This window comes from Leptolyngbya sp. FACHB-711, assembly GCF_014695615.1.
Taxonomy (GTDB): Bacteria; Cyanobacteriota; Cyanobacteriia; order Elainellales; family Elainellaceae; genus Leptolyngbya_A.
This window is the reverse complement of sequence record NZ_JACJOR010000188.1, coordinates 1-24,828: the sequence shown is the minus strand read 5'-3', so window position 1 is coordinate 24,828 and position 24,828 is coordinate 1. Positions and strand designations below refer to the sequence as shown.

25 protein-coding genes are annotated in these 24,828 nt (G+C 51.4%); 10 read left to right on the top strand and 15 right to left on the bottom strand.

From position 1 onward, the window contains the following. Positions 1-160 precede the first annotated feature (160 nt). From H6F80_RS06850 to H6F80_RS06840, 3 genes are all read right to left on the bottom strand, one after another. Positions 161-1,306, bottom strand: coding sequence for a hypothetical protein (locus tag H6F80_RS06850; RefSeq protein WP_190790840.1), 1,146 nt, complete (start codon positions 1,304-1,306; stop codon positions 161-163). Positions 1,307-1,354: 48 nt separating this feature from the next. Further along, a complete protein-coding gene (locus tag H6F80_RS06845; RefSeq protein ID WP_190790839.1) occupies positions 1,355-2,659 on the bottom strand; it encodes a PRC-barrel domain-containing protein in 1,305 nt (434 codons plus the stop codon). A 152-nt stretch (positions 2,660-2,811) separates the two neighbouring features. Then, positions 2,812-4,065, bottom strand: a complete 1,254-nt coding sequence (locus tag H6F80_RS06840) for a molybdopterin molybdotransferase MoeA (RefSeq protein WP_190790838.1) — start codon at positions 4,063-4,065, stop codon at positions 2,812-2,814. Between the two features lie 102 nt (positions 4,066-4,167). On the opposite strand from H6F80_RS06840, the gene rpmG reads away from it, so the two are divergent. The 4 genes from rpmG to xth all read left to right on the top strand — a co-directional run bounded on the left by rpmG (position 4,168) and on the right by xth (position 7,647). Continuing rightward, positions 4,168-4,356 (top strand): 50S ribosomal protein L33, encoded by a 189-nt coding sequence (gene rpmG, locus H6F80_RS06835; RefSeq protein WP_190790837.1) that lies wholly within the window; start codon positions 4,168-4,170, stop codon positions 4,354-4,356. 79 nt (positions 4,357-4,435) lie between these two features. Further along, entirely contained in the window at positions 4,436-4,651 is a 216-nt protein-coding gene (gene rpsR / locus H6F80_RS06830) for a 30S ribosomal protein S18 (protein ID WP_088892805.1), read from the top strand. Between the two features lie 88 nt (positions 4,652-4,739). Continuing rightward, positions 4,740-6,773: a ribonuclease catalytic domain-containing protein gene (locus tag H6F80_RS06825; RefSeq protein ID WP_190790836.1), complete on the top strand. Its 2,034-nt coding sequence runs from the start codon at positions 4,740-4,742 to the stop codon at positions 6,771-6,773. 88 nt (positions 6,774-6,861) lie between these two features. Beyond that, positions 6,862-7,647 carry an exodeoxyribonuclease III gene (gene xth / locus H6F80_RS06820; protein WP_190790835.1) on the top strand — a complete coding sequence of 262 codons (786 nt, stop codon included), beginning with the start codon at positions 6,862-6,864 and terminating at the stop codon, positions 7,645-7,647. 87 nt (positions 7,648-7,734) lie between these two features. Here the strand turns inward: xth and gloB are convergent, their stop codons facing one another. After that, the gene (gene gloB / locus H6F80_RS06815; RefSeq protein WP_190790834.1) at positions 7,735-8,508 is read right to left on the bottom strand and encodes a hydroxyacylglutathione hydrolase; all 774 of its coding nucleotides are present in this window, start codon (positions 8,506-8,508) and stop codon (positions 7,735-7,737) included. 696 nt (positions 8,509-9,204) lie between these two features. On the opposite strand from gloB, the gene H6F80_RS06810 reads away from it, so the two are divergent. After that, positions 9,205-10,395 carry a glycosyltransferase gene (locus H6F80_RS06810; protein WP_190790833.1) on the top strand — a complete coding sequence of 397 codons (1,191 nt, stop codon included), beginning with the start codon at positions 9,205-9,207 and terminating at the stop codon, positions 10,393-10,395. 77 nt (positions 10,396-10,472) lie between these two features. On the opposite strand, the gene H6F80_RS06805 is transcribed toward H6F80_RS06810, so the two are convergent. Beyond that, positions 10,473-11,039 carry an NADPH-dependent FMN reductase gene (locus H6F80_RS06805; protein ID WP_190790832.1) on the bottom strand — a complete coding sequence of 189 codons (567 nt, stop codon included), beginning with the start codon at positions 11,037-11,039 and terminating at the stop codon, positions 10,473-10,475. Positions 11,040-11,242: 203 nt separating this feature from the next. Then, on the bottom strand, positions 11,243-12,196 hold the full coding sequence (gene crtR / locus H6F80_RS06800) for a beta-carotene hydroxylase (protein WP_190790831.1): 954 nt from the start codon (positions 12,194-12,196) through the stop codon (positions 11,243-11,245). A gap of 135 nt (positions 12,197-12,331) precedes the next feature. Here crtR and H6F80_RS06795 point away from each other — a divergent pair, with 135 nt between their 5' ends. Then, positions 12,332-12,529 (top strand): hypothetical protein, encoded by a 198-nt coding sequence (locus tag H6F80_RS06795; protein WP_190790830.1) that lies wholly within the window; start codon positions 12,332-12,334, stop codon positions 12,527-12,529. A gap of 495 nt (positions 12,530-13,024) precedes the next feature. After that, entirely contained in the window at positions 13,025-13,720 is a 696-nt protein-coding gene (locus H6F80_RS06790) for a tetratricopeptide repeat protein (protein WP_199296419.1), read from the top strand. Between the two features lie 106 nt (positions 13,721-13,826). Here H6F80_RS06790 and H6F80_RS06785 read toward each other — a convergent pair whose 3' ends face one another. The 5 genes from H6F80_RS06785 to H6F80_RS06770 form a co-directional block, all read right to left on the bottom strand. After that, positions 13,827-14,315 (bottom strand): FkbM family methyltransferase, encoded by a 489-nt coding sequence (locus H6F80_RS06785; RefSeq protein WP_190790828.1) that lies wholly within the window; start codon positions 14,313-14,315, stop codon positions 13,827-13,829. Between the two features lie 72 nt (positions 14,316-14,387). Beyond that, entirely contained in the window at positions 14,388-14,633 is a 246-nt protein-coding gene (locus H6F80_RS06780; protein WP_190790827.1) for a hypothetical protein, read from the bottom strand. A gap of 329 nt (positions 14,634-14,962) precedes the next feature. Then, entirely contained in the window at positions 14,963-15,175 is a 213-nt protein-coding gene (locus tag H6F80_RS06775; protein WP_518523537.1) for a ssl0294 family protein, read from the bottom strand. Positions 15,176-15,318: 143 nt separating this feature from the next. After that, a complete protein-coding gene (locus H6F80_RS31140; RefSeq protein WP_518523536.1) occupies positions 15,319-15,474 on the bottom strand; it encodes a hypothetical protein in 156 nt (51 codons plus the stop codon). Continuing rightward, a complete protein-coding gene (locus H6F80_RS06770) occupies positions 15,407-15,712 on the bottom strand; it encodes a hypothetical protein (RefSeq protein ID WP_190790825.1) in 306 nt (101 codons plus the stop codon). Before H6F80_RS06770 ends, H6F80_RS31140 begins: the two co-directional genes overlap by 68 nt. A gap of 134 nt (positions 15,713-15,846) precedes the next feature. Here H6F80_RS06770 and H6F80_RS06765 point away from each other — a divergent pair, with 134 nt between their 5' ends. Continuing rightward, the gene (locus tag H6F80_RS06765) at positions 15,847-16,023 is read left to right on the top strand and encodes a hypothetical protein (protein ID WP_190790824.1); all 177 of its coding nucleotides are present in this window, start codon (positions 15,847-15,849) and stop codon (positions 16,021-16,023) included. A gap of 30 nt (positions 16,024-16,053) precedes the next feature. Here the strand turns inward: H6F80_RS06765 and H6F80_RS06760 are convergent, their stop codons facing one another. Both H6F80_RS06760 and H6F80_RS06755 read right to left on the bottom strand, forming a co-directional pair. Then, positions 16,054-16,470 carry a VOC family protein gene (locus H6F80_RS06760; RefSeq protein WP_190790823.1) on the bottom strand — a complete coding sequence of 139 codons (417 nt, stop codon included), beginning with the start codon at positions 16,468-16,470 and terminating at the stop codon, positions 16,054-16,056. A gap of 92 nt (positions 16,471-16,562) precedes the next feature. Then, positions 16,563-18,578 carry a DICT sensory domain-containing protein gene (locus H6F80_RS06755; protein WP_190790822.1) on the bottom strand — a complete coding sequence of 672 codons (2,016 nt, stop codon included), beginning with the start codon at positions 18,576-18,578 and terminating at the stop codon, positions 16,563-16,565. 348 nt (positions 18,579-18,926) lie between these two features. Here H6F80_RS06755 and H6F80_RS06750 point away from each other — a divergent pair, with 348 nt between their 5' ends. Beyond that, positions 18,927-19,676, top strand: a complete 750-nt coding sequence (locus H6F80_RS06750) for a HEAT repeat domain-containing protein (RefSeq protein ID WP_190790821.1) — start codon at positions 18,927-18,929, stop codon at positions 19,674-19,676. A gap of 11 nt (positions 19,677-19,687) precedes the next feature. Here the strand turns inward: H6F80_RS06750 and H6F80_RS06745 are convergent, their stop codons facing one another. Together H6F80_RS06745 and H6F80_RS06740 are read right to left on the bottom strand one after the other, a co-directional pair. Then, positions 19,688-20,191, bottom strand: a complete 504-nt coding sequence (locus tag H6F80_RS06745; RefSeq protein WP_190790820.1) for a GNAT family N-acetyltransferase — start codon at positions 20,189-20,191, stop codon at positions 19,688-19,690. Positions 20,192-20,307: 116 nt separating this feature from the next. Then, on the bottom strand, positions 20,308-21,468 hold the full coding sequence (locus H6F80_RS06740) for an RpoD/SigA family RNA polymerase sigma factor (RefSeq protein WP_277879058.1): 1,161 nt from the start codon (positions 21,466-21,468) through the stop codon (positions 20,308-20,310). Between the two features lie 1,033 nt (positions 21,469-22,501). On the opposite strand from H6F80_RS06740, the gene priA reads away from it, so the two are divergent. After that, positions 22,502-24,828: primosomal protein N' (gene priA, locus H6F80_RS06735; protein WP_242067204.1), on the top strand; the 2,327-nt coding region annotated here is incomplete at its 3' end.

Genomic DNA, 24,828 nt, shown 5'->3' with positions numbered 1-24,828 from the left:
GCCGTAACGCATCATTCCGAACCTTTACATCCCATGTCCTTTGGCAGAAGCTGCCCGTTTTTCAGATCGTTTGTCTTTGACAAGATGTTCCAGGTCTTGAACATCGTCCCAGTTTTGTGAGTCTTTAGAGAAGTGCGTCTTGGCGGATTGAGCAGCATATCTACCCTAAACTTTTTTCATAAATCCGGTAGGTTTTGTAGATTTTGCCGCCTGTTGCCTCGATCAGTTTGCGGGAGGGCATATTGTCCTCGTAAACGTGCCCCAGCTCTGCGCGTTTATAGGGTTTGCCTTTTTTCAGACCGCCCTGCAAGCCCAGGTAAATTAGCGCAAGGGGAACCCTTTGGCGGCGGTATTCAGGTAAACAGCAGAACAGGAGCACCCGTCCCTGATCAATATTGCGGCGATACCAGAGAAATTTCAGCGTGCCCCAGAGGTCGAGTTTGCCGTTAACGTGCTTCAGGGCGATATTGTAGTCCGGTAAACCAAACCAGTAGCCAATCATCTTGCCGTCATGCTCTGCCACCGGGAACACATCGGGATCGATCAGGGTTTGCATCGATCGAGCTTCTTCCAGAAATTCCTCTTGAGGGCGGGGTGTGGTGCTGTAGTTATTGGCAAACATTTGCGTTGTCAGGTTGTAGACGCTGATGGCGTCCTCCTCGAATGCTGCGCCTTTGGTGCGAATCGGGCGAAACGTGATCCCGGCTTTGGTGGCGATTCGGTATGCTTTTTCAAACTCCTCCGGCAGAACGCTTGCAATCGGAAAGTCATAGGCATAAGCATCTTTCGCTTTGTGCCAGCCATCCTTTTCTACAAACTCCGGGTAATAGGGCGGGTTGTAGGGCATCATGATTGTGGGCGGCGTGTCAAAGCCATGCACCAGAAACAGGCAGCGATTGTGGGTAAACAAATCAATCGGTCCCCGCACGATCGTCATTCCCTGTTCTCGCAGCCAGTCGCAAGCCGCTTTCAGCAAAGCCTCTGCTGTGTCAAAGTCGTTGATGCACTCAAAATAGCCCATCAGTCCGATCGGTTGCCCTTCGCGTTCAATCAGGCGATCATTTACCGCCGCGACAATCCGACCAACTGCTTCCTGGGTTTGCGAATCCACTGCAATAAACTGCTGAAGCCTGCCGTACTGCCGAAACGCATTATCCGGCGCAAGTTGTTTGGCAATGCTGCTGCGAAAAGGCGGAACCCAGTTTCGATCGCCCTTGTAAACTCTGGTAGGCACATCCAGAAATAATTCCTGATCCTGTGGGGTTTGAACAGAGCGGATCTCGACCGTAGAAGAAGCGTGGCCCATGGCAGAAGCAGCGTAGATTCACATAGAGACTTTACCGCCTTCACGACATTAGATCCAGGGTTCGTCGTCCAAGTCGTCAGCATCGGCAGTGGGCAACTGTTCCTCCTTCGGGGTCATCGGATGAGGCGGAGGGACAAGGGGCGGAACCAGAGGGCGACCTTCTTGAACAGCAGGCTGGCTCTTTTCGGAGGCTGGCTTTGGGGTGACGGGTGCAGAAGACGCAGGCTCATCACTCCAGAAATCATCATCGAAGTCAAAATCGTCGATCGCATTGGAATCAAACGGATTACCGGGATCTTCTACCCCGCTCGTATTCGATGTTCCTGGCTGCCAGGAGTGAGACGGAACGCGATTCCCCTGCACAGAAAACGGGTCCGCATCGACAAACGTATTAAAGCCCCGACTGCGCTGAGAAGCGGATTGGTCTTGAGGATTGCGATGCAAAGCAGTTTCCCCTTCGGGGTAATCGCCAGAAGGTTCCTCGTCTAGTTCATCCCAGTCCCAATCGAAATCGGCTTCTTCATAGGAATACTGGCGCGTCTCTGGTTCATCGCTGCGATCGAAGATTTCTTCCGCCTGCACAGTCAGGGTTTGAATTCCTTCCTCAAGCTGTCTGCTGAGGATTTGACTTTGTTCCTTGACCTGCTCTGCCAGGGTCTGACTCTGCTCTTTCGCCCGTTCTGCCAGCGTTTGTGCCTCTTCTCGCAGCCGCTCTGAAACTTCCTGACCTCGCTCCTTCACCTGCGATCGAATTTGCTTGATCTGTCCCGTGGCTTTTTCAGTGATCGATCGCCATTCCTGCACCGCTTCTTCTTTCAGAGTTTCAGCCGTTTTCGTAATCTTTTGCGGCAGGCTTTCCTGATAAGGTTCAACGATCGCAGTCACCGACAGCAAAATTCGCTTCTCGCCAATGCTACCAATCCATCGGGGCGAAACCTGATAGATACTGCCCAGAATTCCAGAAATATCGCTAGAAACGAAGAGATAATGCGTAATTTCGCCCGTTTTCAGGTTAAACACACAATCGGTTACTTTCCCCAGCCGTTCCCCGCCTTCCGTCCAAACTTCGTGCTGCATCAAAGACTCAAGCCGTTTAACGCGATCGGGTGTCGTTGTTTCGGGCTGTCCCTGCGTCACGATCCCCCCTTCGCCAATAGCTTGCACTTGCTCTAGCTTGAAGGCAAATTTCTTGTTGCCCAGCAACCCACTTTTCCCCACAAACCCCAGCACTCGATGCTTCGGCACATACATCCACAGAACTTCGACCCGCCCCAGTTCTTCAGTCGTGGTGCGATCGATGATGACCTGATTGAGAAAATTGCTTTGCCGGACTCGATCGGGAAGTTGCGTCATGGAGGGCAATGGGAAGAGAAGGCAATGGAAAGAAAAAAGGTAAATCCAGTCTCAAAGTCCCCTAAAAGTGGGGAATTCAGGGGGCAAGGTAGGACACATCACCCAACTACCAAAACCTGAATAGCAGGAAGCTTTTCCTTCAGTTTAATCATTTAGCTCAAGCCATTCACCAGCAAAATTGATACGGATTCCCCAGCAGCAATACGAGTTGTCCCTACGGGTACGATCGCTAGCCCACTCGTCTGTGCCAGATTGATCAGATTGCCTGAATTCTGCGCTCCCCCTGCGACTTCAAAAGCCAATTCACCCGCGCTCAACTGCACCTGTCCCCACACATAGCTTTCCCGCTTACCATCCGATCGCAAGTCTTGCAGCACTTTTCCTTGAACGATCGCAGGTTGCCATCCTGCCTGTAAACCGGATAACTTACGAAGCGCAGGCTGCACGAATCGCCAGAAGCTCACCAGCGCAGAGACGGGGTTTCCGGGAAGTCCAAAGTAGAGAACCGGACGGCTTGAATTGGCTTTAGGAAAGGTGGCAACGGTTAGCGGCTTTCCGGGCTTGACCGCGACCGATCGCACATGAATTTCTGCCCCCAACTCTGCCAGAATGCGATCAACATAATCATAATCCCCAACCGAAACGCCCCCCGACGACAGCACGAGATCCGCAGATTCGATCGCCTCAGCCATTTTTTCTTTCAGGACTTCCGGCTGATCGGGCACAATTCCGAGAGGCAGGGGCTTCGCTCCCATTTGAGCCACCAGCGCAGCAAGCGCGTACTGATTCGAGTCTACAATCTGTCCGGGCTGAAGCGGGCGATCGGGCGAAACGAGTTCATTTCCTGTGGAAAGAATTGCAACTTGGGGCGATCGATACACCGGAACCTGAAGACACTGAGCCGTCGCCAGCACTGCAATATCTGCCGCTCCCAGCCGAATGCCTGCATTTAATAAAGGTTGCCCTGCCTGATAAAAAGCGGCTCGATGTCGCACAAAGGCTTGAGGTTGAGGGGTAGTGAAAATCTTTACTCGATCGCCTTCTGGCTGGGTGTCTTCCTGCATGACGATCGTATCCGCCCCCAGAGGCAGCATCGAACCTGTGAAAATCCGCGCAGCTTGTCCGGGCTGAATCGTTTTCTGCGGCGCACTCCCTGCCGGAATTTCTTCGACAATTTCCAGCATCACCGGATCTTCTGCACTTCCCTGAGCCACATCCTGATGCCGTACTGCATAGCCGTCCATTGCAGAGTTATCCCAATAAGGAAAATCTTGCGTTCCTGTGACTGGGGCAGCAAGAATGCGTCCGGCAGCAGCGGGTAAATCGACCATTTCCCGATCGCTTTCTGGGTCGAGCGGCTGGGTCAGGTTCAAAATCAGAGCTTCAGCGTCTTGAGCAGAGAGCATAAGTTTTAGCAGGATTTCGCGTTTTCTTGCACAAGCTTGGATTCGTATGAAATAATAAGAATTTGTGTCTAATCGTCGCGCCCGGTAGAAACCGTTCCAACTATGGCTAAAGGTGTCCGAATTATTATCACTCTGGAATGTACGGAATGCCGTAGCAACCCAGACAAGCGTTCCTACGGGGTGTCTCGCTACACCACGCAGAAGAACCGCCGTAACACGACTGGCAGACTCGAACTGAAAAAGTTCTGCACCCACTGCAACCGTCACACGGCTCACAAAGAAATTAAGTAATTTCTTGCCTGAATCCTGGACTCACTGTTGACCGTTGATTTTTTCTAATTTCTTCTACAGATAAAGCAAATCTTGACCTATGACTTACTTTCGTCGCCGCGTCTCTCCGATCAAGCCTGGTGATCCGATCGACTATAAAGATGTTGATCTGCTCCGCAAATACGTCACCGAACGAGGAAAAATCCTGCCTCGCCGGATTACGGGTCTGACTGCCAAACAGCAGCGCGATCTGACTCAAGCAATCAAGCGGGCACGCATTCTCGCGCTCCTGCCGTTCGTGAATCAGGAAGGTTAGTGGATTCGGGTGTGGGTGGAGGGGATTCTATCCCGATATGCTGATAGTGGGAAAATTCCCTACGCTTACAACCCTCGTCACAGCACACATGGAAAAGGGCACTTTAGTTGAATTTCGACTGCAAGGCGATCAGCCGGAGAAAGGACGACCGCGCCGCTTGGCGGTAGTCGATCGCCCCGAAGGAAAAAAGCATTTGATCGTCCTTGATGAGCGAGGACAGTCCCACACGCTGCATCCTCGTCAAATCACCTATACGATCGCCAGAGAAGCTTATCAGTCCAAAGAGATTTCCGGCTTCTGGCAGTCGATTCAGCCCTATCTTGATCCTTCTAGCTTGGAAGTTGCCTGGGAACTGCTCGTGGAAGACGGAGAAGCAGTCGAACCCGCAACAATGGCAATGCTCCTTTTCTCTGACACAAGCCCATCGCTTTGCTATGCGGCTTATTATTTACTCTCCGAAGACAAGCTTTACTTTAAGCAAAAGGGCGATCGCTACGAGCCGCGACCCGTTGCCCAGGTGAATGAACTCAAGCATCAAGCCACGATCGAGGCACAGCGAGTCCAGGAATGGCAGGGATTTTTGTCACGCTTACAACAAGCCCTGACCGGAGAATCGATAGAATGGCAGGTGAGCGATCGTCCCCGGTTAGAAGCCCTTGAACGGTTCGCGCTGTTAGGTGAAGAAGCCACACATCGCACCCCAGCTCTGGAAACCCTGTCTGCACTGGGTAAACCGGAAACCGCCCAAGCTGCTTTTCAGCTTTTGGTAGACCTTCGCCTCTGGAGTCCCCACGAAAACTTGTTCTTGCGGCGGAGCCAGATTCCAACCCAATTCGCTCAAAGGGTACTTGAAATGGCTCACAGTCGCATTGCATCACCGCCGCCTGACCCAGACCGCGATCGGCTTGACCTGACTCAGCTCAAAGTTTATACAATCGACGACGAAAGCACCCGCGAAATTGATGACGGGGTGAGTGTCGAGTTTTTGCCAGACGGACGACACCGGCTCTGGGTACACATTGCCGACCCGACGCGCTGGGTCATGCCCGGAGACGACCTGGATCTGGAAGCCCGCCGCCGCAGCACCACAGTTTATCTGCCCACGGGAATGATCCCAATGTTTCCGTCCGAGCTGGCAACCGGCCCAATGAGCCTCAACCAGGGGCAGGTTTGTACCGCGCTCAGCTTTGGTGTGATTTTGGACGAGATGGGGGCGATCGAAGAATACGAAATTCATCCCAGCTTGATCAAGCCCACCTACCGCCTCACCTATGAAGATGTAGACGAAATGCTGGAATTACAGGTTGAGGCAGAACCCGAAATCGAAGCAATCTCAATCTGGGCAAAGCGACGCAACGCCTGGAGACAGTCTCAGGGGGCAATCAGCATTCGGATGCCCGAATCTTCGATCAAAGTGCGAGACGACGAGATTACGATCGACGTACTGGATGACTCGCTCTCGCGCAATCTGGTCGCCGAAATGATGATCCTGACCGGAGAAGTTGCCGGACGCTATGGCGAAGAACACCATCTGCCGCTGCCTTTTCGGGGACAACCCCAGCCCGAATTGCCTCCAGAAGAAGAGCTCATGCAGCTTCCCGCCGGACCCGTGCGCTACTGCGCGATTCGTCGCTGTATGCCTCGTAGCGAAGTTAGTTTGACGCCTGCCCGCCATGCGAGCCTCGGGCTCAACACCTATACGCAGGTCACTTCCCCCATTCGCCGCTATGCCGATCTGCTGGCACATTTTCAAATCAAGGCACACCTGCGGGGTGCACCGCTGCCCTTCTCGCCCGAAGAAGCCCAGGAACTGATTCAATCAGTTAGCAACACTGCCTACGAATCCACCCTGGTCGAGCGACAAACGAATCGCTACTGGGGCTTAGAGTATCTGCGTCGCCATGCCGATGTGGTCTGGCAAGTGCTAATGCTGCGCTGGCTGCGCGAACACGAGAATCTGGGACTGGTGCTGATCGAAGACTTGGGCCTGGAAATGGCAATGCGGTTTAACCGATCGGTTGAAGTGGGCGATCGGCTGGAAATCAAAGTGTCCTACGTTGACCCACGTCAGGACATTATCCAATTTACAGAAGTCACAGGCTCAATGGCGCAAACAGCTTAGGAGCTGCTTCGGCGTCCTCAAACAGCCCGAATTGCCGTAAGCTAGGAAGGCTGTTTTTTGCTGCCCGGACTGCCCTAGAGAGAGTGCCATGAAGATTGCCACCTGGAATGTCAACTCGATTCGATCGCGCCTTGATCAGGTGCAAACCTGGCTCAAATCCAGCGAAGTTGATCTGCTGTGCGTCCAGGAAACCAAGGTTGTCGATGAAGACTTTCCGCGATCGATCTTTACAGACCTGGGCTATCACACTTACATTTCAGGACAGAAATCCTATAACGGCGTTGCTCTGATTAGCCGCACCCCTCTGGAAGCTGTCAGCATTGGCTTTGCTGAAGTCGTTGGTAGTTCCGCAGCATCTTTTGAGGCACAAAAGCGAGTCATTAGCGGCGTTCTAAACGGCATTCGCATTGTGAATCTTTACGTGCCTAACGGCTCAGAAGTCGGCAGCGAAAAATACGAATACAAGCTAAACTGGCTTGCCGTGCTGCGCGACTACCTCAAGGCTTGGCAAACCGATCACGCTGAAATCCTGGTGTGCGGAGACTTCAACATTGCCCCCGAAGACCGGGACATCTACGACCCCAAAGGCAAAGACACTCACATTATGTCCTCGCCAGCAGAACGAGAGGCACTTCAGCGATCGGTTTTCGACCTGGGATTTACAGATGGCTGCCGTCAGTTTCATGAGGACGGGCAATTTACCTGGTGGGACTACCGCACGGGCGGCTTTCAGCGGAATCGCGGCTGGCGCATCGACCATCACTATCTCTCAGAGAAATTGCGCGATCGTGCCCAGACTTGTGCAGTAGATATTGTGCCTCGTGGCTGGGAGAAACCGAGCGATCATGCCCCTGTGACGGTGGAATTGCTTTAAGAGTGAGTGAATGGGGAGATGAAGCAAGGGGTTGAGACGATTCCCGGTAGGGAAAACTGCTTTGCGTCATCCTAGATTTGCATCACCCTAGAACTGATCCTTCATGCCTCGCAGTCGAGCGAAGGTTTGAATTGGGTCATGGCTTTTGACCTTCATTTGAAGGACAGGCTGATCCCAGCGTAGAAAGGGATTGGTCCGTTTTTCTTCCCCCAGCAGTGAGGGAATCGTTGCTTCCGATCGTCCTCTTAACTGATTAACCTGGGCTACGCGATGCTGTAAATCCTGGTTTTGCTCGTCCACCGTTAACGCAAACTGAAGATTTTTCTGCGTATATTCATGGGCACACCAGATGCGCGTATCATCCGGGAGCGATCGAATCTTGGTCAGGGAATTCACCATCTGCATCGGAGAGCCTTCAAACAGCCTGCCACAGCCGCCCGCAAATAGTGTATCGCCGCAAAACAGTTCACCGGGTTCTCCGGGATGAACAGGCGCGAAGTAATAGGCAATATGAGCCTTGGTGTGTCCCGGCACGTCCAGGACTTCCGCCGATCGATCAGCAAATGTCACTCGATCGCCCTCCTGCAAAAATATTTGCTGTCCAGGAATTCTGCCTCGATCGGATGCTCCACCGTGAACGATCGCCTCTGGAAAAGTTCGGAGAAGCTGAGCATTGCCTCCTACATGATCACTGTGGTGATGGGTGTTCAAAATCGAGACTAGTCTCGCATTCAGGTTGCTTAAACAGCGTAGAACTGGCTCTGCTTCAGCCGGATCAATTACGGCAGCAGTCTGAGAATTGGGATCATGCAGCACAAAAATATAGTTATCAGATAGGGCAGGAAGTCGGTGAATTTGCATTACTGAGTCCAGGGTTCACACAGTTCTTTCTGTATTTTCGCTCAGGTTTCCGAAAAATTGGCCTGCTAAAGTTAATTGAGGCTTTACAGGATTCTCACCCTCTCTTTGCCTGTGAGAAAGAAGCCTTTTGCGGAATAGAAGAACGGGCAAAGGCAACCAATTTGATTTCGCTTTAATTCATATCAGCTTCAACTCAAATCTAAACGTCCTGCCATCAGTTACGGTAGGAGTAGGGGTATAGAATGGTTCGCGTTACAGCTCAAAAATCAGCCGAAGCTGCTCGACGATTGATCAATCGCACCAGGTTAACCCAACAGATCAGCTGCAAAGATTATTTTTATCTAACTTCTGTAATTCTGGCAGATACATCACTTAGCGAGGCAGAAAGGCGACAGATTAATCGTCTTTTCGATGACGTTCAAACAGGGCATTTACATCTGATTGATTAGATTTGAGAGTTCGATTTGAATATATTTCAGTTTAGAGAAGTTTAGAGACATTAGTTCTTACTGCGCCAGTGCGTTCTTTGGGAAGGATGCACTGTTTTTTTCAGGTTCACTTTTTCTCGGTAATCTCCTCAAACTCCAGGGAATCCTAGAGCTAATCAAAGAGTTCGCCTAAATCAACCCCAGTGATGCCATTTTTTAACCTAAGTTGGCATCCATCACCTAACGCAGCAATTCAACATTAAAACTTATGGATTTTCAGCGTCGTACAACCAAGCCAACCGTCTCACTTGTAGTCAGTGACTTATCAAAAAGTGGTGCTGGTCGCTGGGGTGGAGGCGTTCGTCCGTTCCTACTGGCTCAAGCTTTACGGCAATTGGGACATCGCGTCAAAATTTTTGGATTTGGCGATGACCCTGCGATCGCTTATACAGTTGACTTGCCGATTGTGACGATCGCGCCAACGGATTATCCCAAATTCTTCCAGTCTGCGCGTCATCTCATGAAGCAAATTGATGGCGATATTATCTATGCCTACAAACCGAAGCCTACAAGCTTTGGAATTTCCCTGCTTCATCGTTTGAAAACACGCCGCCCTCTGATCCTGGACATTGATGACTGGGAGCTAAGCTGGCATGGCGGAGAAGATTGGAAATACTGCCCGACGCTAAAACAGTTTGCTAGAGATGTGTTGAAACCGAAGGGTGCTTTGCGACAGCCTGATCATCCGCTTTATCTAAGCTGGATCGAGAAGCTTGTCTCGCATGCGAATGCCGTAACAGTTCATACCCAATTTCTCCAGCACCGTTTCGGCGGCACGTGCGTTCCCAACGGCAAGGATATATCATTGTTCGACCCGCAGCGGTATGACGCTCAAGCGGCTAAACAGCACTTTGGACTTTCTGACTATCGAGTGCTGATGTTTCCGGGCGCACCTCGCCCCTACAAAGGGGTTGAAGATATTTTGATGGCGTTAGAGCAGCTCAACCAGCCCGACTTACGGTTAGTGATTGTGGGCGGCAGTCCCTACGACGATTACGACAGTCACCTGATGCAGCGATGGGGACAATGGCTGATCAAATTACCCGCGCTTTCGCATGAAAAAATGCCAGAGGCGATCGCCGCCAGCGATATTGTGGTTGTCCCCCAGCGAGACACGCCAGCAGCCCAGGCTCAGTTTCCGTTAAAGCTTACTGACGGCATGGCAATGGCAAAACCGATTCTGGCTACTCGTGTCGGTGATATTCCACAGATCCTAGGGAATACGGGCTATCTCGTTGATTCTAGTTCCCCCACTCAGCTTGCGGCTGAGATCACCCACATCTTTGCCAATCTTGCGGAGGCGATCGATCGGGGTCGGCGTGCCAGGGAGCGGTGCAGGGAGCATTACAGCCTGGAAGCAATGAGTCATCGGCTTGCCCCAGTGTTAGAAAACTGCTGATAATCGGTTAGAGGGCAGATTGGCAACTGCCCCAACAACCTGATTATGCTCTTACAGGAAATAGGGATAAGGAAACCCTAAACAGAAGCCATTTCACGCTCAGGCAAACTGCGAAGCTTGTGGGTGTTTTCCAGCAGGCTTTGAGCAAAGGCGTCTAATCGCTTCGAGAGATCAGAATCAACAAGTTCACCCTGCTGATTAAACGCTTTCCAGGCTTGTCCGATCGCCACCTGTTCAGGAATCGTCCAGGCATGAACCCAGCGCATGATAATTCGCAGATCATTCAGGGCGTTGCTGTTCGACTGTCCACCCAGAACGCTGATAAAGCCCGTTACTTTGCCAGAGAATTCTTCAAAGCCCATCAAGTCCAGCGCATTCTTCAGCACACCGCTAATGCTGCCGTGATATTCGGGGGTTGCCAGAATAATCCCATCTGCTTCACGGACTGCATCCCTCAGCTTCTCAACGTCTGGATGGTTAGGATAGTCTTTGCCACCATCACAAAAGGGAAGATCTAGCTCTCGTAAGTCTAAAACCTCGACTTCAGCGCCTAACGCCTCAATTCGCTCCATTGCAATTTCTAAGGCTTGCTGACTGTAAGAATCAGCTCTCAAACTGCCGCCAATACCAACAACCTTGATCATAGGGCTGAGTCCTTAGACAACTAATCTTAGCTATTTTTTAATATAGCTTAAGCAAAGTTGTAATGACTACGACTTAGGAGAGAGATGGAAAGCAGAGCTGAGGATGGAGAGCCGGAAACAAGAAAAGAGGGGAGTGAGATGTCCTTCGCTTTCTTCGGACGACCCATTCCCCCTAATGCAGCCAGAATCGGCAGCCAAAATCGCTATGCTGCTGATTGATGCGACTTATCCTGAATTGAGGTGATAGAAGCAGATTCAGCCTTTGCCGAGTCAGCAGTAAGCTTATGGCTGTGGAAATGGATTCCGAGAAAAACATCGTAAATGAAATTCCAGAAATCCTTGCCTTTCATCAAACCTAAAGTCTGATGGCAGCCTTTTGCGTCGAGGAGTGGCTTTGTGGCTCGATAAGCAGGCTGATACTTATACCAGGGAATCGAGGGCCATAGATGGTGGATCAGGTGATAGTTCTGCCCCATAATCAGCACGTTCAGAATTGGATTGGGGTAGACCCGCGCATTCTTCCAGCGATCGCGCTCTTGGAAGGGACGATGAGGCAGGTAGTCAAAGAACAGCCCCAAAGCCAGACCAACAATGCCCGAAGGAATAAACCAAAAATTAAAGATAAAGCCAACAAAGCCGTACTGTATCCCCAGGACGACGATCGTTATCACAATCAGCCGAGCGACTGCCCACTCTAGAAGCTCATATTTGCGCCACAGCCGTCGCTTAAAAAAATAAATTTCGTGGTAGAAGAAGCGAGCCGAAATCAGCCAGAGCGGGCCGCCTCTAGACACATAGTGGTCGGGATCGTTCTCTGGGTCATTTACATTGGCGTGGTGCTGCATGTGGACGCGGGTAAAGACCGGATAGGAAAATCCCAGCAGCAGGGCACTGCCATGACCCATCAGCGCATTCACAATTCGATTGCTATGGGCAACGTTGTGGGATGCGTCGTGAATGACTGTGCCCACCATATGGAGCGCAAGAACATTGGCGCAAAAGCAGATCCAGTCGGGGACGTGCCAGCACCAATAGCCAATCGTGGATAGGATTGCCATGACTACTGAAACCAGGAACATGAGCAGCGTTGGATTCCATGCCCTCGGCGCGCCCAGGAATTCCCTCGGTACAGTCAGGGGCTGAACTGCCTCCGACATCGTCTGTTTTCTCCTTACAGCTAAATTGAGCGACTTGCCCTCGTTCGCAGGCCCATTCGTAGGAACGAGCAGGATGCACTGAGATAAAACTTTACACTATTTTCCCCTTGTTCTCAGAAAACGCGGCGCAGTTTTTTGTTTAAGACAAAGGAAGCGGTGCAAAAAAATATGTTTCAGGCAAGCTTTAAAGATTCTACGGTCAGAAGGGTTCGCTGTGCTGATTTCTACAAAATGCAGGAACACAAAAGAATGCAAGAACACAAAGTGGAACACACTCATTCGTCTCAGCGTCAGGCAATGCGGAACAATTCTTGCCTGGAGGCGATCGCATGAGGAAGGCAATTAACAATTTTGTTCAGCTTAAAAAGTCACTCCAGGTTTTAGTCAAACAAAAGGTTTATCGCAGCTTAAGAGAAATAATTTAGACTTCCTTAAACTTTTATAGAAAACGCAGGTTTACTCCGCAATACTACTGATAGAGATAGAAGCACGAACTAGCCGTGAAATCCTTACGGACTCTACCTAACGACCCGTTTGCGGGAGATTGTCAAGATTCGAGAGCCTCCCTTGATTTCCGTAGTTTCAACCTTAAACTCGTACGATGGACAGCTTATTAAGTGACCTATAGAAGGATGTTTCAAACATCCAAAACTTAGAGACTGATCTTGAGATTCAAATCCGTTTGGCTCCACGAGCTTTAGCAACTGTGAGGATGGCATGAATATACGCACTTTCGCCAGCCAAAGTAAAAGAACTAATGGGAAGCAGTCCCCCTCACGGGATAACCGTACGCCCTGCCCAACTGGATCAGGAATACCCGATTGCAGCGTGAACCGTCCTCTTCAGCGACGCTGGCAGTCCAGGTTCACCAGAAAACAGCGAACAGCAGATTTTTCTCATACCCAGCCAACCATTAGTCGCGCAGAGCAAGACCAACTTCTGCGGCAGGAGGCACTGACCCAGGCGCAGCAAGGGCATTTTGATATTGCGGTTGCCCTGTTCAGCGAACTGATCGAGCGTTACCCCAATAGCGCAAGCGACTATAGCAACCGGGGCTTGGTTTACTTCCAGAGCGGACAGCTTGAAGCGGCGATCGAGGACTACAACCGGGCGATCGAACTCAATCCGCAGCTAGACAGTGCCTACAACAACCGGGCGAACTACTATGCGGCTCAGGGTCAATTCCTGGAGGCAATTTTGGACTACGATGTTGCCCTCGATTTGAACCCTGCCAATGTCCGAGTCTGGATTAATCAGGGAATCACGTTCCGGGAACTAGAGATGTACGATCGTGCCCTGGAAAGCTTTGAGCTGGCGCTTTGTCTGGGTCGCCTGGAAGGACATATCTACGCCGAGCGAGGACGGACTTATCACCTGCGGGGCGACTGGAACTGTGCCGTTGGAGACTATCATCGGGCGATCGAAGCACTGCCCGCAACGAAAGGACAGTCACACCATCCTTCGGCTCGTCTGCGTCATCAGGTCGAAAGCTGGATGGGAGAGTTGCTCTACCCCTTTGCTTAAGTCATTTCTGCTTAAGACAGTTCCTGAGGCTTCTCAGACGCGAGTCACTGTTTGAAACCTCAATTTGAAGCCTTGCCTGGAGCCTTAATCGGCTACTAAACGCTTCTTAACCTTCTACCCATTCTCCAGAATCGGGTTGATGTCCTAATTGGCTGTAGAACGGCAGTAAGTAGTATCGCGGTGGGTGATAGTCATTTTCTGCGGTAAATGGTGCGGCGAAGCGATCGCCGACTAAATCTTCTCGCACAAAGAAAGCATTAACACCAGCAAGGTTGGAGCCAACAAGCCTGTAGCCTTTCTTTAAACCCAAGATTTCTAAAGCTTTGAGAGACGCACCAAAATAATCAGTCCCTCGCCATTCATGAGCAGGGTTATAGGCAATAGTCCAGTTCACAGGAGGGTGAAATTTGTCATTGTATTCAATGACAACGACCCGTGGAGAAACAGACTCAATGGCATTCCAAACATGGTAGTCATTACCATCAATATCAATACAAAGCAAATCGATTTCACCCTCGAAACCATTTTGAACAAATAAATCGTTTATGTTTTCTACAGTAATGAATTGATTGACGACTGTGAGAGCAATGGGCACAACAGGTTGAACGCTTTTTGCAATGATCTCGCAAAGCTTCTGACTGGCATCAATTCACAGTCCTCCCCACCTCTAGTAAAGCAGGTAAACAGTGTTATTTTCTAAGCCATCGCACACACCAAACTCAATGAATGCATGGTGTTTAATTCCAATTCTTTGAAAAATTTCTTGAATGATTCCGTCCTCATCGTTCTGGAAGTACGCCTTAAATCCAAAACGCTCCAGACGCTTGGGGTCTTCACATTTAGGGTCAGCTAATAGCTGCCTAATGAGCAGCCCCATATTAGCCGGATAGTTAAAATCGTTATACGCATTCATGCCATCAAGAAATAACTGTACTGCTCACTGCTCAACCTTTTGTCATTCAGTTCAATACAGCACTTCAACCTAGCATTTAATTGGAATGCAAATACAAATCGGAATGCAAATACAAAAATCGATCGCCGTCTGAATAGCATATCCCCCTTGCCATGAATAAACACAGGTTAGGAAAAGTGTGGCGATCGATCATTTTTGCGATTTTCTGATTGCCTAAACGATGATCTCTGCCTAGTGCAATCAATCAGGAAAGAGCAGTGCAGCATCTCGTTTAGCAAATCCTCTAACAAATCCTCAATCGGAAGGCTAATCCCTTCCAAGCTGGTGCTTTAATCGATCGAAATTTGCTGAGGACCGTTTCCGTTGCCATTGGTCTGGTTTGACGGCGTGCTTTGTGTGAGCGTGACACCAGACTGCTGCTCAAGCCAGCTCTTAACCGGATCGTCTGCGAGATTGAGCCGCAGTAGCCCAGAGACAAAACCTCCCAGAAAGGCGATCGGATGTCCGGCAAGTTCGCGGATTACAGGGGTCAATTCGTCCATAAACATGAGAGACACTTCGGGTAACTGTCACATTGATCCTAGCGTGAAGCGGGCAGACTCGCCTACGGGTTAGACAGTGGATTTAGCAGCTGGAGGGAGGGGAGAGAGGAAATGAGGAGGGGAGGAAGGGGATGGGGGGATAGCTAGGAGTGCGTGACCCAGGGCTGGAGCATGATTCTGTTGCCCGATCGTTGAAGGATTAGGGAAATGGGCGCGATGACTAAGCCCTGACTACCCAGACAAACTCGACCCGGGACAAATTTTATGGTTTCGGACGGCTGACCGAGTGCAGCGAGCAATGCCGTTAATTTGCATTAGCGGCAGGCCGACTGCCATCATCGCCCAGTTTTCTCTGGAAGGTGCGCCTTCTAACCAGAGTTCAAACAGTTTCCAGGCAAAGGAATCGGTTGCAGCACGATCAATCTGAGCCTGAACTGCCACAATGAACGGCTGGGAACTGTCTAATTTGCTTTGCCTCAGAGCGTTCAGTATTGCTTCAATTCGTGCATGATTCAGGCAATTATCCCCTTTAACCATCGCCGCGCCACTTGCGGAGCTTTTGACGACAGCATTAGCTCCAGCATAAACGGGGCTACTTCAGGAGCTTGAACACAGCTCGAAAACTCCTTGGTTAAGGAACGAGATGATCGTCCTTTTAACAGTTTTACCTTGTGCGAATCGCTCAGAAGGTGACGGAGCAATCGCCAGAGGAGGCTCAAGTTTTAGAATTTCTGGAACTAACCGACGCTACCCTCCGACTGCAAAAGACGCTCCTCCCATCAAACGAAACTCAGGAAGTCACGCTGACCGCAGTTGAAGACCAGTTCACCTGTCCCGACCTTCCCTGATAAAGACTCAGCCGCTCACTTGCTCACTCACTACCGGGCAAAAATCGCCTCATCCTGAGCAAACGCCTTAAATTCCAGCGCATTGCCGCTCGGATCGAGAAAAAACATTGTTGCCTGTTCGCCCACTTCTCCCTTGAAGCGAGTATAGGGTTTGATAATAAATTCAATGCCCTGCTGGGTGAGACGATCGGCGAGTATTTGCCATTCGTTCATTTCCAGAATCACGCCCCAGTGCTGCACCGGAACATTTTTGCCGTCTACAGGATTCGTGGGTGTCCCTGTGGCAGACGGAGCCAGGTGAGCGGTGATTTGATGCCCAAAAAAATTAAAGTCAATCCAGCGATCGGAGGTGCGCCCAATCGAGCAACCCAACAGGGTTTCGTAGAAATTGCGGGTTGCTGCCAGGTCAGTAACGGGAAATGCAACGTGGAAAGGACGAAGACTCATAGACTTGCGGTTAAAGCTTGAAAGAATGTTGGAGCAGTATCCGAGGTGCTGCATTGCCTCTTAAATCCCCATTAATAGGGGACTTTGAATGACTAACTCATTGCCGCCCGTCGATCGCTCGACTTCGATCGCGAAGATTTGGAGCTGCGAGGAGGCTTGGCGGGGGGAGGGGGAGGTTCCTTTTCCTGGGCGATCGGCAGCGTGAAATGAAACTGGCTGCCCTGGTCGCGTCCTGCCGATTCTGCCCAAATTTTACCGCCCAAGCCCAGCACAATCTGCCGACAAATTGCCAGCCCCAAGCCCGTGCCGCCTGCAGTGCGTCGCAGTGCCCCTTCTTCCTGATAGAAGCGATCGAAGACTGCCTCCAATCGATTCGGTTCAATGCCGCGTCCCGTATCGATAACCGTCACTTCCAGCATTTTGCCGCCGTTGGGCTTTGCCTCGATAGTCACTTCGCCTTCCGGGTTGGTGAACTTGCAAGCATTATCCAGCAGCTTCGATAACACTTCCACTAGCCATTCGCCGTCTGCCTTCACCGGGGGCAGCTCGATCGGCACTTCTGCGGTGATGCGCGGCAGTTCTTCGGTTGCTTGGCGGGTGCGAATGCTGCTCAACGCCAGGCTAACGACTTCCTCCAAAGCGATCGGCTCCAAATGCCACTCGACTCGTCCGCTTTCCAGCCGCGACAAAGTGAGAAAGTCCTGAATCAGCTTTCTCATGCGATCGGCATCGGTCATCGCCGTATTCAGCATCACCTGCCGCAGTTCGGGCATCATATCCGGTTCGCTCACCAGGCTTTCCAGACAGACCTGAATCGTAGAAAGCGGCGTTCTCAGCTCGTGTCCAGTAATGGCGATCAGGTTGCTGCGGGTGCGCTCCAATGCTTCAAGCTGCTGGTTCAGGTCTTCCAGGTTGGCATAGGATTCTGCCTGAATCAGGGCGACACCAAGCTGTGTGGCGATCGCCTCAACCATGCCGATTTCATCATGAGTCCAGGCGTGCGGTTCGCTCTTGCAGTGATGCAGTTCCATCATGCCGAGCAGCTTGCCTTGATACACCACGGGAACCATTAGCCACGAGCGAATTTGCCAGCGATCGAGCCGGGTCTGAATCGGGGAGAAATCAAACGTTGAATCCTGGGTATTGGGAACCGAGAGGCTTTCCTGCTTTTGCGCGACGGTCTGAAACAGGGGATTACGGCTCAGTAACCATTCCTCGCCCATCAGTGAACGGATTGATGGATTCGATCGATATTCGTAGCTAATCGTCGTCGTCGTATCTGTTGCCCGGCAGCGATACAGCACACAGCGACAGACTTCCATCGCCTGTCCCAGCTCCGCCACTGCCACCTTAAAGATTTCGTTGGGGTCGAGCGATCGACGAATGGCAGACGTAATCGAATTCACCAATCGTTCTCGTCGTTCCTGGGCAGCGATCGATCGGTATGCCTTGAGCAATTTGTATTGTCCCGCCTGCAAATAAGTCACCAGTCGCTGAGCAAACGGATCGGGGTCAACCCCCAGTCCTTCGGTCGGCAGGGGGTGGGTCAGGAACATTTCTTTTGCCTGCTCAATTTTTTCGCTCAGTTCCGGTCGATAAACCTGAATGCGGTTCAACAAGAGTTTTGCTGCCTGCTCGCTCACCTGGCGATCGAACGTCCAGATGCCCTCAAAGCGGCGCGTTTGATCCATGCCTGCCGCCTCTCCTCGACTGGTAACAGGAGCGGGATAGCGTTCCTGACAAAGCAAACAAGCCGCATACTGCTGCCCAATCACCACCAGGTGCCATTCCTGACTGAGGCGATCGTCTGGCTCAAAGGCGATCGTTTCATATTCTCTCGATGCGCTTGTAAAACTGGTTTCAGGTGCAGCCAGCACATATACTTGGGGCGTCAGAGCAGCAATGCGTTCGTAGCGGTGTGCCTCCTGGCGATAAAATCGCTCACGCTGGAAGCTGGCAATCACCAGTGAAGAAGTTGATCCGCCCGCCAGGACTTGATCCTCCATTGCGTGCGAAAGGGCAGTCAGGGAGGACTTGAAGTAAAGCTGGGGTCGCAGTTGGGGCGCGATCTGCAATAACTCTTCCAGAACGGAAGTTTGGAGGCTCATTGGCAGTACTTTGTCGATCCCTACGGAAAACAGGTCGAGGTACAAGAAGCAGCTTCCTTACAAAGCTTCGCACGACTCGCAATCGGTCAGCAGGAGGGTTGTTGCACAGAGTTGCTTAGAACGGCTGGGTTTGCAAGGGGTCTCAGTCAAATCGTAAAGCGGCGGCTAGCAGACAAATCATAAGATTTGCAACCAGACGCAACACAGTGCCTCATCCTGCTCAGGAAAGATCACCTCAACCAGAGCCGGATTAGCCTGATTCCAATATACCGTTTTGGTTTAAGCAGACGGAATAGACCTACCGATCGAGCGTAAACGACAGGGCAAGCTTTGCTGTAAAGTGGCAGTATGTATGACAACGACGACTTAACCGTACTCAATGCTGAGCTGGAGACTGATCCGCTAGATGCGATCGAGCCAATCGACGCTGAAGCCGAAAAGCCTGATCCAGACGTGATGCTGCGGCTGCTGGACTCTGACAATAACCAGCAGAAAATGCTGGCTGCCCGTGCATTTTGCGAGCTCGAAGACGATCGCGCCATTCCCGCTCTGATTTGCCTGCTTACTGATGCCTGTCCTCTGATTCGGGTCAGTGCTGCCTATGGCCTGGGGCGCAATCCCAGTTCCGATGCTGTAGAGCCGTTGATTCATCAGCTTCAGCGCGATTGGAATGGCTATGTCCGCAAAGGCATCGTCTGGGCACTAGGAAACTGCCGCGATCGTCGATCGTTAGAACCCTTGATGCGAGCCTTGAGAACCGATATTTCTGCGGTGCGGCTCTGGGCGGCGAGTGCCCTGGCGCAAATGGCAAGTATCGGCTACGAAGCCATTATTACCGCACTGCCTCCTCTCATTGAAGCTCTGCGACGCGATCCGGTAGCGGCGGTGCGAAGTAACTGCGCCTGGTCGATCGGTCAACTTTGCCGCGAACTGCCTTCAAACGTGGTGTATGCAACGGCGATCGATGCCCTGATCGAAGCCTTCGCCGAAGACGAGGAAATGGGCGTGCGCGAAGATGCCCGTTCAGCAATGCTGCGAGTTGGCGATCCACGTGGGCTTCAGGTGATTGAGACGATCGAGCGGGAAGGGTTGATTTAGGGGGGAATTGATTAAACCTGCTGTGCCAGTCGATCGATTGCCTCGCCCGTGACGCGACAGATTCGCCAGTCGGGAAGTACCATTGCGCCCATCCGCTCGTAAAAGCCGATCGCCGGAGCATTCCAGTCGAGGACGCTCCATTCCAGCCGCCCATAGTCTCGCTCCACCGCCAGTTTGGCAAGGTGAGACAGGAGGGCTTTGCCAATGCCCAGTCCGCGATAGTCGGGCAGCACAAACAGATCTTCGAGGTAGATTCCGGGCTTGGTTAAGAACGTTGAATAGTTGGTGAAGAACAGCGCGAATCCCACCAAGTTTCCGGCGACCTCTGCCACGATCGCTTCTACACAGGGACGATCGCTAAACAGATGCTGCTTGAGCAGATCAAGACTGCCCGTCACCTGATGCGACAGTTTCTCATATTCCGCCAGAGCTTTAATCAGCGCAAAGATATCTGCTGTGTCTGCGGGCTGTGCCGCACGAATCAGAACAGTTTGAGACGGTTGAACAGAAGTCATGGGAGATCAGGTTGCAAATCGCCTCAACCAGTATTTCAGCAATTGCTAGCGTTTGCGCGATCGTCTGAAACAAATTCCCAGTTCCGCCCAAGATTGTTGTTCGAAGAATTCCCGATTTAGCGCAGCCAGCTTTTGAGCCGAGCCGCCACCTGAGGACGACGCAACTTTCGCATTGCCTTAGTCTGAATTTGGCGCACCCGCTCCCGCGACAAGTTAAAAATGCCGCCCACTTCTTCAAGCGTGTGGGTTTCGCCCGTGGTTAAGCCGTAGCGCAACGCAATAATGTCCCGCTCCCGCTCGGTCAGAACTTCTCCCAAAACCGAGTAAATTTCTTGCCGCATCATCGATTCGCTCATTTGAGCTTCGGGCGACTGGGTGCTGTTGTCCTCCAGCAGTTCCATCAGTTCGGTGTCTTCGCCTTTGCCAACTCGGTGGTTTAACGAGAGCGATCGACGACGGACCTGCTGCAAGTTTCGCAACTGCTCTGGGGTCATTTCCAGGGATTCTGCCAGTTCAGTCTCGGTGGGGTTTCGGTTGAGTTCTTTCCGCAGTTCCCGATGCGCTTTTTTCAGCTTGTTTAGCTTTTCGACGATGTGAATCGGCAGGCGGATGGTACGGGCATCGTTCGCGATCGTGCGGGTGATCCCCTGACGAATCCACCAGTAAGCGTAGGTCGAAAACTTGTAGCCCTTATCGGGATCAAACTTTTCGGTGGCTCTGTTGAGACCGAGTGCGCCTTCCTGAATCAAATCTAGAAAAGGGACACCGCGATTGAGATAGCGTTTAGCAATCGACACCACCAGCCGTAGATTTGATCGAATCATTTTACGCTTGGCAACGCGGCTCAAATACAGCCGATGTTCGAGCTGCCGTTCAGAAAGCTCTAGCGCAACGGCGATGTCTGATTTAACCGGGGGATGTCCGAGCTGCTTTTCTAAACGGTTTCGCAGTGTTTCCACATCTGCCAGAAACTTGACGCGTCGAGCTAGCTCGATTTCTTCGTCGGGCTTCAGCAGCGGATAGCGTGCCATTTCTTTAAAGAAAGCACCCACCGCATCGTCAGATATCGTTTTGCGGTATCCCGAAGCAGGATTGGTCAATAACTCTTCGATTTCCTCAGAGTCAAATTCAATCATGGCTCCGCCGTTTTCTGCCGTGGATTGCGACTCGGTCTGCTCGATCGATCGCAAGTCAATTGGAGTCTGATGCAGCAAATCGGGCTCGTCAAAGGTCATTAGCTGAAGGGAATCTGTCATGTCCATAAGAGTATTTGTCATGCGTTTGTCGGAGTCAGGATGAAATTACAAACTAAATTACAAGCTACAAAGGGCAGGATGAGATAAGCGAGAAGCTTTAATTCATAAAAAGCTTAAGTAACAGAATTAACAAAACGAATGAAGGCTGCGAGAAAAGTTTTAGTTGAAACTATTTTTCAAATTAAAGAATCATTTAATTTTTCCTATCTTGAACTGTTATTTCCTGCTGGATTTGTCCAAGGGCGATCGAGCCATTTGACCCTACAAACCATTAGATTTTCAAGGGAAATGCGGTTTACTCACGTTAAGAAGCTAATTATGGGTTAAAGCCCCTCCCCACAGGGGTTTCAACTTTTCCGCACGATATCTTCTAGCTAAGGCTAATCTACAGGAACTTTGCCAGAGCTAAGCCTAACTTTAGAGGGAGTTAAGCAATAAGCTGTTGACTGCTGACTGAGTAACCTAATGCGCCCTTTTGAACCGGTGCTTGCGTCGCGAATTTTCTACTGAAAATAGACAAACAAAAACCTAATCAATTTGAACTTAGCCGAGACACCCACCATTATTGTTGCGCTCTATAACGCTGCTGAATGAATCACACTACTAAAGCGTTCATTCTGTTGCCATTGACCGGAGCGAGTAAAGTTGAGATTACTATAGCAAGCTTCTGGCAAATGGCAAGAGCAATGGTCTTTATTTTTCAATTCGTGCAGAAAGGTTGCTCTACAAAGCCTAAACGAGGCATCTTTGTTAACTTAAATAAATCGGAGATTAGCACTTTCCTTAATTCACCCCTTGCCGTTCGATCGAGCAGAAGGCAAATTGAGTCACCCGAACTCCTTTGATGCAAGTGATGCAAGACCGAATAATGTATCAAGTCAGTCATAGTCTAATTGGATGCGTGTCTATCTATAGGCAGATTTGCGGTTTTTTCAGTATCAAAATCTCGATAGACTGGCTAAACTGCAACAACCTCACCCCAAACTGCTACACTCTGCTACATCCAGCGTGATTCGTCAACTACTGCGCTACTTTAACACTGCCGCTTGATCTTATGCCAACCGTTCGTCCACTGCGAAGCAGTTCCCCCACTGGGGTTGTCGCTGCAATGCCTGACACCCCCCTCACCGCTGCGGGAAAGTTACCAATTGCGGCTGAAGCAAACGTGTCCTACGGGTCGTTCCAGTGGGTTGAGGTGCTGGTGGATTGTCCAGGAACTCAGGGACTCTATACCTACCAGATCCCTGACGATCTCAAAGTGCAGCCCGGAGATGTGGTTAGCGTGCCCTTTGGGACACAGCAAGTAGGCGGCATTGCTATTCGGTTGCTTAGTCAGCCTCCCGACCTGGATGCGGCATCGATTCGATCGATCGCTGAAGTCGTCTCGCAAAACTTCTTCCCGCCGGAATATTGGTCGTTACTCAATCAGGTTGCCGACTATTACTGCACGCCACTGATGCAGGTGATCCGGGTTGCCCTGCCGCCGGGATTACTGGGACGATCGCAGCGACGCATCCGATTGAAACCTGAAGCGATTCCAACTGAGGCAGATTTATTCTTGCAGCCGATCGCTCGCCGATTGCTCGAACTGCTTCAGCAGCAGAAACAGGGCGATTATTCCTGGCAATATCTTCAGCGACAGGTGCGCGGAGCCGATCGAGGATTGCGCGATTTGCTGCGTCGGGGCTGGGTGGAAAGCTATTTAGAATCGCCTGCTCCCATTCGTCCCAAACAGCAACGTGCCGTGACTCTGGTTGCCGATCTGCCTGCAATATCGCTGACACCTAAACAGCAAGAAATTCTGGACGTGCTGAAGCGCAGCGGTGGTGAACTGTGGCTGACCGAACTGCTGCAAGTCTGCCAGGTTACGTCATCGGTGATCAAAACGTTGGAGCAAAAAGGCTGTCTTTTAATTCATACTAGAGAAGTGCTGCGAAGGGAATCAGGCACAATCGCCTTCGACCAACCTAAGCAGCTGAATCCTAACCAGCAAAAAGCTTGCGCTGAAATTACCGCCTTAAGCACCTATTCAACGGTGCTGCTGCATGGCGTCACAGGTTCAGGCAAAACCGAGGTTTATCTTCAGGCGATCGACCCAGTACTGCGGAGTGGCAAATCGGTGCTGGTGCTGGTTCCCGAAATTGGCTTGACGCCGCAGCTAACCGATCGATTCCGGGCAAGGTTTGGTTCGCAGGTTTATGTCTATCACAGTGCCCTAGCAGACGGCGAACGCTACGACACCTGGCGGCAAATGCTCAGCGGCAGTCCTCAAGTGGTGATCGGAACGCGATCGGCAATTTTTGCGCCCTTACCCAAGCTGGGATTAATCGTTCTTGATGAGGAGCATGACAGCAGCTTTAAGCAGGATCAGCCTGCGCCCTGCTACCATGCCCGTACCGTCGCTCAGTGGCGAGCAGAACAAATTAATTGTCCTCTAGTGCTGGGATCGGCAACGCCTTCGCTGGAAAGCTGGCTGGCAAATCATTCAACCGTTGCTCAAGGTTTCGCTGAACAGCCCGGAACCCAAACTCTATATCTTTCCTTACCCCAGCGAATTCACGACCGCCCGATGCCGCCGATCGAAGTTGTGGACATGCGCGAAGAATTGCACCAGGGCAATCGATCGATCTTTAGCCGATCGCTTCAGTCTGCCCTTGCTGAACTGCCGCAGCAGAAACAGCAGGCAATTTTATTTATTCATCGACGCGGGCACAGCACCTTTGTCTCCTGCCGCAACTGTGGTCATGTGCTGGACTGTCCCCACTGCGATGTCTCTTTGACCTACCACCAACCTCAGCCCGGCGGCTATGAGTCTTTGCGCTGTCACTACTGTGGCTTTGGTCAAGGGCATCCGCGCACCTGTCCCGTGTGTGATTCTCCTTATTTGAAACACTTCGGCAGCGGCACACAGCGCGTTATGCAGGAACTCAATCATCTGTTTCCCCAGCTTCGCTGTTTGCGCTTTGATAGCGACACGACCCGCGCTAAAGGAGCACACCGCGCTCTGCTGACTCGCTTTAGCCAGGGAGAAGCCGATGTGCTAGTGGGAACCCAGATGCTCACGAAGGGAATCGACCTGCCCCAGGTAACGCTGGTGGGAATTGTCGCAGCAGATGGCTTGCTTTATCTCTCAGACTACCGGGCAAACGAGCGGGCATTCCAGACACTCACCCAGGTGGCAGGACGGGCAGGGCGAGGGGAACAGCCAGGGCGAGTCATGCTTCAGACCTATTCGCCCCCGCACCCGGTGATTAAAGCAGTGCAGGCACAAAACTACGAGGCATTTGTCCAAACGGAGCTAGAGTATCGAGCTGCGCTCAGCTATCCCCCCCACGGACGACTGCTGCTGCTGCGGCTCAGCGGGTTTGATGAAGCGATCGT

Coding starts and splice junctions, on each gene's coding strand:
- H6F80_RS06850 (WP_190790840.1), bottom strand. CDS start 1,306: ATGGGCCACGCTTCTTCTACGGTCGAGATCCGCTCTGTTCAAACCCCA.
- H6F80_RS06845 (WP_190790839.1), bottom strand. CDS start 2,659: ATGACGCAACTTCCCGATCGAGTCCGGCAAAGCAATTTTCTCAATCAG.
- H6F80_RS06840 (WP_190790838.1), bottom strand. CDS start 4,065: ATGCTCTCTGCTCAAGACGCTGAAGCTCTGATTTTGAACCTGACCCAG.
- rpmG (WP_190790837.1), top strand. CDS start 4,168: ATGGCTAAAGGTGTCCGAATTATTATCACTCTGGAATGTACGGAATGC.
- rpsR (WP_088892805.1), top strand. CDS start 4,436: ATGACTTACTTTCGTCGCCGCGTCTCTCCGATCAAGCCTGGTGATCCG.
- H6F80_RS06825 (WP_190790836.1), top strand. CDS start 4,740: ATGGAAAAGGGCACTTTAGTTGAATTTCGACTGCAAGGCGATCAGCCG.
- xth (WP_190790835.1), top strand. CDS start 6,862: ATGAAGATTGCCACCTGGAATGTCAACTCGATTCGATCGCGCCTTGAT.
- gloB (WP_190790834.1), bottom strand. CDS start 8,508: ATGCAAATTCACCGACTTCCTGCCCTATCTGATAACTATATTTTTGTG.
- H6F80_RS06810 (WP_190790833.1), top strand. CDS start 9,205: ATGGATTTTCAGCGTCGTACAACCAAGCCAACCGTCTCACTTGTAGTC.
- H6F80_RS06805 (WP_190790832.1), bottom strand. CDS start 11,039: ATGATCAAGGTTGTTGGTATTGGCGGCAGTTTGAGAGCTGATTCTTAC.
- crtR (WP_190790831.1), bottom strand. CDS start 12,196: ATGTCGGAGGCAGTTCAGCCCCTGACTGTACCGAGGGAATTCCTGGGC.
- H6F80_RS06780 (WP_190790827.1), bottom strand. CDS start 14,633: ATGAATGCGTATAACGATTTTAACTATCCGGCTAATATGGGGCTGCTC.
- H6F80_RS06775 (WP_518523537.1), bottom strand. CDS start 15,175: ATGGACGAATTGACCCCTGTAATCCGCGAACTTGCCGGACATCCGATC.
- H6F80_RS06770 (WP_190790825.1), bottom strand. CDS start 15,712: ATGGTTAAAGGGGATAATTGCCTGAATCATGCACGAATTGAAGCAATA.
- H6F80_RS06760 (WP_190790823.1), bottom strand. CDS start 16,470: ATGAGTCTTCGTCCTTTCCACGTTGCATTTCCCGTTACTGACCTGGCA.
- H6F80_RS06755 (WP_190790822.1), bottom strand. CDS start 18,578: ATGAGCCTCCAAACTTCCGTTCTGGAAGAGTTATTGCAGATCGCGCCC.
- H6F80_RS06750 (WP_190790821.1), top strand. CDS start 18,927: ATGTATGACAACGACGACTTAACCGTACTCAATGCTGAGCTGGAGACT.
- H6F80_RS06745 (WP_190790820.1), bottom strand. CDS start 20,191: ATGACTTCTGTTCAACCGTCTCAAACTGTTCTGATTCGTGCGGCACAG.
- H6F80_RS06740 (WP_277879058.1), bottom strand. CDS start 21,468: ATGACAAATACTCTTATGGACATGACAGATTCCCTTCAGCTAATGACC.